The following is a 6,207-nucleotide window of genomic DNA, read 5'->3' on the forward strand; positions in this document are numbered from 1 at the left end:
CTGCCCCTGCTGGGCGCGGCTCAGTTGGCCGGCGCCGCCACGGTTGGATCGGGTCCGGGCGGCGGCGCTGGAAACGGCGTGGGCGGAGCCGGCGGGACGGGCGGATCCGGCGCCGGATCAGGCTCGGGCGGCGGGACTTGCGACATGGTCCGCTGGGTTCAGGACGCCGTGCGTGACGACGCCGCCGTGCGCCGCGCCGTCATCGCCGCCAGCGAGGAGATGAACGCCTCGGGCCGGGCCATCCTGGTCTGGAACGGCGACTGGCTGCAAAGCCGCAACCAGTCCGGCAAGGGTCTGGCCGGGGTGCGCCAGGCCATCGCCCTGGAGGTCGCCTTCGCCCCGGCCGAGTGCAGGACCCAGCGGATGACAGGCCTGGCCGTGCTGAAGCTTGAGGACGGCGCCGACGGCGCGCGCATCGCCCTGGGCAAGGGCAGCTGGCGCTGGTCGGATCTGCTGGGGGCGGGGTGACGACCTCTTGCGTCATCCTCGGGCTTAACCCGAGGATGACGGGGAGAAGGAGCGACTCCTTATTCGCTCGTATTCCCCTTCGCCGCCCGCTCGGCCGCCAGCTTGGCCAGCACACGCCCCCGTCCCTTGGCCAGGGCGTGGATGGCGCCGCGCATGGTGGCGACCTCCTGTTCGGAGAAGGCGGCGCGGCCCAGCATGACCCGCAGGTTCTGGCTCATCGAACGCTTCTTCTCGGGCGGATAGAAGAAGCCGCCGTTCTCCAGCTCCGCCTCCAGATGTTCGTACATGCCGACCAGCAGGTCGTTCGACGCCGGCGGCTCACTGTCGCGGAAGCGCGGCGGCGGGGCGTCCAGGATCAGGGTCCGCCACTCATAGGCGTTGATCGCCACCGCCTGGGCCAGGTTCAGCGAATGGTGTTTCGGGTCGATGGGAATGGTGACGATGCCGGCGCACAGGGCGATGTCGGTCGTCTCCAGCCCCGCCCGCTCGCCGCCGAACAACAGGCCGGTCTTCAGGCCCGAGGCCGTGTCGTCATACAGGATGCGGCCGGCCTCGCGCGGGGTGCGGACCGGCTGGCGCGTCTCGCGCGGGCGCGCGGTGGTGGCGAAGACGGTGTTCAGGTCGGCCACCGCTTCGGCGACGCTGTCGAACACCCGCACCCCTTCCAGCACCCAGTCGGCGCCCGAGGCCGTGGCCCAGGCCCGTTCCTGGGGCCAGCCGTCGCGCGGCGTGACGAGACGAAGATCCGACAGGCCGAAGTTCGCCATCACCCGCGCCACGGCGCCGATATTCTCGGCCATCTGGGACTTGTCGAGGATGACGGCGGGGGGTGTGAGGTCGGACAAGAAGATCAATCCTCGCCCACCATGGCGAGCCAGGGATCGGCGGTCCCGGCCTCGACCTCGGCGACCTTGACGGCGGGCCAGCCGATGGAGGCGCTGCCCGAGGCGGTCCAGGCGGTGGCGATGAAGTCGCGCAGTTCGGCGGCGCCAGCCGCCAGACGCTCATTGACGAAGGCGGCGCCGCGCGGATCGCTGTCGCGGAAAGCCCCAGCTTTCTCCAGCCGGTAGAAGGGGATGACCGTGCCCAGGGTGGTGGTCAGATAGGAGACGGTGCGCGCCTTGACGTCGAAACCGTCCAGATCGGCGGCCGGCATGGCGGCCTCGACCGCGTCCAGGCGGGCGACGCGGTTGGTGAAGGCGCCTTCGAACACGGAGTGGGTCTGGCGCGAATTGGTGAAGCCTTCGGGGTTCGGGAACTCGCCCCAGCCGTTGTAGTGGATCGTCGTGTGATGGGGTTGCGACCCGTCGCCGACATAGTGGCCCATGACCCCGATGTCGCGCAGGATCAGGGCCTCGCGGCGCAGGCGGTCGGCCCGGTACCAGGCCTGGCGCTCCATATCGGTCTCACGTCTTTCGGCGGCGTTCAGCACGCGCCAGTAGGCGAAATCGCGGCCCAGATTCTGCCAGGCGTCGATCATGGCGTAGGGCAGATAGCCGGCGTCATCGACGTCCAGCCCCGCCTTGGTCAGGGCGGCGTCATATTCGGACTTCAGGCGGGGCAGTTCGGCCAGGGTCATGCCGCGCGGGTCGAAGACATGGCCGGCGTCGTCCAGGTCGATGAAATGGGCGGTGTCGCGTTCGCGGTCGTGGGGCTGGCCCGCGCCCTTCCAGCGGTCGGGTTCGCGCGCCAGCTCGCCGACGTCGGCGATGGCGCCGGGCGTCTTCAGAAAGCCCGGCATGTCGGCCGGCAGGGCGCGCATTGCGGCGATCCCGATCAGCCGGTGGCCGGTGTTGCCCCAGGCGTCGACCACGGCGGGAGTGGCGACGGCGACGAGGGCCAGGGCGGCGATGACGAGACGTTTCATGACGGACAAACCTCAGTGAGATCACGCCCGTCTAACGTATCCTTGATCGGCTCTCCAGCCCGCCGGGGTGGCGATCACGCCGCGAACGCCTAGATTAAGCGGGCTCCCCGCTCCTTTATCCTTACAGGCGCCACAGCCATCGGGGAGCGATGACGTGATTGCGTCGTCGCCGTCCTTGCACGGCATAAGTGGACGCCAGATCGAAAGGACCACGCACCATGCGCGCGCCCCGCCTCGCTCTTTTTGCTTCCGCCGCCGCTCTGCTGACCGCCGCCGGCGCACACGCCCAAACCCCTTATGAAGCCTCGGGCCAGACCGCCCCGACCGCGGCGCCTGCCCCGGGCGCAGCCGACTTCACCGACGAAGAATTGCGCAAATACGATGTCGCCATCACCCGCGTCCGCGCGGTCAGCGACACCCTGAACGGCGCCCAGCCGACGCCCGAACAACAGGCCGAAATGGCGGCTGCGGTTCAGGAGTCCGGCCTCGAGGTCGTGCGCTTCAACGCCATCTCCAACGCCGCCGCCGAAAGCCCGGTGATCAACGCCCGCATCAACGCCATGAAGGCGCCGAAGCCTGCTCCCGGATCGGTCGCGGCCGGCGTCAGCGATGCGGAACTGCGCCAGTTCGTCGAAGCCATGACCAAGATTCGCGCCGTGACCGCCAATGTCCAGAACGGCCAGGCCACCCCGGAACAGAGCGCCCAGCTGACGGCGGCGGTCGAGGGGTCCGGCCTGGCGGTGGACCGTTTCAACGCCGTCGCCACCGCCGTGTCCCAGGACGCCGGCCTGCGGGCCCGGGCCGAGTTGATCGGCGCGCGACAACAGGAGGCCGGCGCCCAATAGGGCGTCAGGTCTCGGCGGGTTCGCGCCGTGTGTCCGGTGCGGCCGGACCCGCCTCGTCCTCATTCAGCAGTCGGCCTTCGCGACGCGGCTTCACATAGGGAGCGGGTTGCGGCGTCGGCATATTGCCGCGCATCAGTTGGCGTCCGGCCTTGATGCCGCCGGTCAGTTGCAGGTCCAGACGCGCCTCGTCGCGGCGGCGGACGTCGCCGATGGCCTCGGCCGCCTGGCCCTCGTCCATGCCCAGTTCGATCAAGGCGCGCTCGCCGAACTTCAATGCGGACTCGAAGGTCTCGCGGATCTGATAGTCGACCCCGGCCTGGATCAGCCGCATGGAATGGCCCCGGTCGAAGGCGCGGGCCATGATCTTGGTCGTCGGGAACTCGGACTTGACCAGTTCGACGATGCGGTCGGCGACCTCGGGCTTGTCGACGCAGACCAGGACGATCTCGGCCTCGTCCGCACCCGAGGCCCGCAGCGTGTGCAGCTGGGCGCCGTCGCCATAATAGACCTTGAACCCGAACTGCGAGGCGGCCTGGATCATCTCGACGTCGTTCTCGATGATCGAGACGTCCACATCCCGCGCCAGCAAGGGCTGTGACACCACCTGGGCGAAACGGCCGAAGCCGATGATCAGAACCTGGCCGCGGAGGTCCTTGGCGAAGTCCACCCCCTCGGCGTCCTCGGCCGACAGCGTCGGCTTGGGCAGCAGGCGCTGGGTCAGCAGACTGGTCAGCGGCGTCAGGGCCATGGACAGGATGACGATGGCCGACAGCATGGCCCCGACCTGGGCGTCGAACAGGCCGGCCGTCACCGCCGCGCCATACAGGACGAAGGCGAACTCGCCGCCTTGGGCGAACAGGGCCGCCCGCTCGACCGCCTCGTGGTGCGAGGCCTTGAACAGGCGGGCGACGGCATAGATGCCCAGCGCCTTGACCGCCATGAAGGCGATCACGCCGCCGACCACCAGACGCCAGTCGGCGACCACCACCGACAGGTCCAGCGACATGCCGACGCTGAGGAAGAACAGGCCCAGCAGAATGGCGCGGAAGGGCTCCACATCGGCTTCCAGCTGGTGGCGGAAGGTGGATTCGGACAGGAGGACGCCTGCCAGGAAGGCGCCCATGGCCATGGACAGCCCGCCCAGCGACATGGCCCAGGCGGCGCCGACCACGACCAGCAGGGCCGCCGCCGTCATCACCTCGCGACCGCCGTAACGGGCCAGCAGGCGGAAGATCGGATTGACCAGATATTTGCCCGCCAGCAGCACGCCGCCGACCGCCGCCACCGCGAAGCCGATGGTCTGCCACAACGGCGGCGCCTGTTCGTTCGCAACGCCCAGCACCGAGGCCAGGACGGCGACGATGGCCAGCAACGGCACGATGGCCAGGTCTTCCAGCAGCAGGATGGAGACGGACCGCTGTCCGGGCCCGCCCGCGATCTCGCCCCGCTCCTCCAGCATCTGCATGATGACGGCGGTGGACGACAGGACGAAGCCCATGGCCCCGACAAAGGCGACCGGCGCCGAAAAGCCGGCCAGCATAGCGGTCAGGGTCAGGATCAGGCCGCAGAACAGCACCTGGGCCGCGCCCAGGCCGAAGATCTCTTTCCTCAGCCCCCACAGCCGTTTGGGCCGCATCTCCAGCCCGATGATGAACAGGAAGATGACCACGCCGAACTCGGCGACATGAAGAATGGTCTCGGGCTCCTGAAACAGTTTCAGGCCGAACGGCCCGATGGCCAGACCTGCCGCCAGATAGCCGAGCACCGAGCCCAGACCGACGCGCTTGAACACCGGCACGGCGATGACGCCCGCCGCTAGCAGGGCCGCAGCCGCGCCCAGATCCAGTCCCGTCGTCGCCTCGGCCATCACATCCCCTGTTGGTGAAAGCTGATAGTGGGGAAGCTGGGCAGATTTTGCGAGCCCGATCAGCCGAAGACGGCGCCGATACTCGCCAGACCGTCGCCCGCCGGCGACATGACCTTCCAATCCTTTGCGAGCCCATCGGCCAAGGTCTTCAGTCGTTCCAGAACCGCAAGCATCGGATAGGGGCCTGTGCTGATCCGGCAGGCCCCCGCCGCGAAGAGGATCGAGGCCGGGGGCGCGTCAGGCCCCGCAATCAGACTGATCGGCCCGCCGATGCCTTGCGCTAGACGGGCCACGACGACGGGGTCGATTGCGCCGGGCAGAAAGACCACGTCCGCTCCCGCCGCCAGCCAGGCTCGTCCCCGTTCGACCGCCATATCGATCCGCTCTGCCTCGCTGTCGCCAAGCCCCAACAGGAAGACGTCCGTGCGAGCGTTGATCACCACTTCAGGCGTTGCGGCGCGGATGGCCGCGATCCGCGCTTGCTGATCCGGGATCGTCATCAAGACGCGGGGGGCGGCGTAGTCGACGTCTTCGAAATTGAGTCCCACCGCTCCGGCCGCCCAGGTCGCGCGGGCCGTCTCCGCCGCATCCGCCTGGCTCGGACCGTAGCCGGCCTCGACATCGGCGTTGAACGGTAGAGTTGTGGCGCGGGCGATGGCGGCGACCTCCCGCATCATATCCTCGCGCCCCAGCCCCTCGCCGTCACGAACGCCCCGCGACCAGGCGACCCCCGCGCTGGTCGTTGCGACCGCGTCAAATCCGGCGGCCTGGAAGATGCGCGCGCTGGCTGCGTCCCAGCAGTTCGGCAAGATCAATCCGCCTGAACGGTGCCGTTCCCGGAAGGCCTGAGCGAGACGTGTCTGATCCATCATGAGCAACTCCTGTCTGATTTGCGATCTGACACGGAAGCCGCGCCCGTTCTGGCGATTTTCGGACGCCGTCAAAATGCGGCGCCACAGTTTCGCCTCAGGCGACAAGCGGAGTAGCGCCCAGAACAACCGGAGGAAGCCATGCCGCGTCTCGTCAGGATCGCCGTCGCCGCCACCCTGGGCCTGTCCGTCGCGGCGCCGCCCTTCGCGGTTCCCACCTTCGCCCTGGCCCAGCCCCAACGCCCGTCATTGGACGGCGAGGCCACGCCGGCCGCCTGTGCGCCCTTGGGC

The 6,207-nt window shown here is 68.9% G+C and carries 5 protein-coding genes and 1 pseudogene; 2 read left to right on the forward strand and 4 right to left on the reverse strand.

From position 1 onward, the window contains the following. Positions 1–468: pseudogene (locus ER13_RS18770) on the forward strand (hypothetical protein); the annotation flags it as partial. Positions 469–527: 59 nt separating this feature from the next. Here the strand turns inward: ER13_RS18770 and ER13_RS15380 are convergent. Next, positions 528–1,313 carry an RNA methyltransferase gene (locus tag ER13_RS15380; protein WP_035310643.1) on the reverse strand — a complete coding sequence of 262 codons (786 nt, stop codon included), beginning with the start codon at positions 1,311–1,313 and terminating at the stop codon, positions 528–530. 5 nt (positions 1,314–1,318) lie between these two features. Further along, positions 1,319–2,335 carry a S1/P1 Nuclease gene (locus tag ER13_RS15385; protein WP_035310645.1) on the reverse strand — a complete coding sequence of 339 codons (1,017 nt, stop codon included), beginning with the start codon at positions 2,333–2,335 and terminating at the stop codon, positions 1,319–1,321. A 218-nt stretch (positions 2,336–2,553) separates the two neighbouring features. Between ER13_RS15385 and ER13_RS15390 the strand changes: the two genes are divergently transcribed. Continuing rightward, complete coding sequence (locus ER13_RS15390; RefSeq protein ID WP_035310635.1) at positions 2,554–3,180, forward strand: DUF4168 domain-containing protein; 627 nt, start codon at positions 2,554–2,556, stop codon at positions 3,178–3,180. Between the two features lie 4 nt (positions 3,181–3,184). Here ER13_RS15390 and ER13_RS15395 read toward each other — a convergent pair whose 3' ends face one another. Beyond that, positions 3,185–5,047, reverse strand: coding sequence for a monovalent cation:proton antiporter-2 (CPA2) family protein (locus tag ER13_RS15395; protein ID WP_035310636.1), 1,863 nt, complete (start codon positions 5,045–5,047; stop codon positions 3,185–3,187). Positions 5,048–5,106: 59 nt separating this feature from the next. Continuing rightward, positions 5,107–5,919: an isocitrate lyase/phosphoenolpyruvate mutase family protein gene (locus ER13_RS15400; protein ID WP_035310639.1), complete on the reverse strand. Its 813-nt coding sequence runs from the start codon at positions 5,917–5,919 to the stop codon at positions 5,107–5,109. Positions 5,920–6,207: the final 288 nt, after the last annotated feature.

Source organism: Brevundimonas sp. EAKA (assembly GCF_000698025.1).
GTDB classification, from domain to species: Bacteria; Pseudomonadota; Alphaproteobacteria; order Caulobacterales; family Caulobacteraceae; genus Brevundimonas; species Brevundimonas mediterranea_A.

Coding starts and splice junctions, on each gene's coding strand:
- ER13_RS15400 (WP_035310639.1), bottom strand. CDS start 5,919: ATGATGGATCAGACACGTCTCGCTCAGGCCTTCCGGGAACGGCACCGT.
- ER13_RS15385 (WP_035310645.1), bottom strand. CDS start 2,335: ATGAAACGTCTCGTCATCGCCGCCCTGGCCCTCGTCGCCGTCGCCACT.
- ER13_RS15395 (WP_035310636.1), bottom strand. CDS start 5,047: ATGGCCGAGGCGACGACGGGACTGGATCTGGGCGCGGCTGCGGCCCTG.
- ER13_RS15390 (WP_035310635.1), top strand. CDS start 2,554: ATGCGCGCGCCCCGCCTCGCTCTTTTTGCTTCCGCCGCCGCTCTGCTG.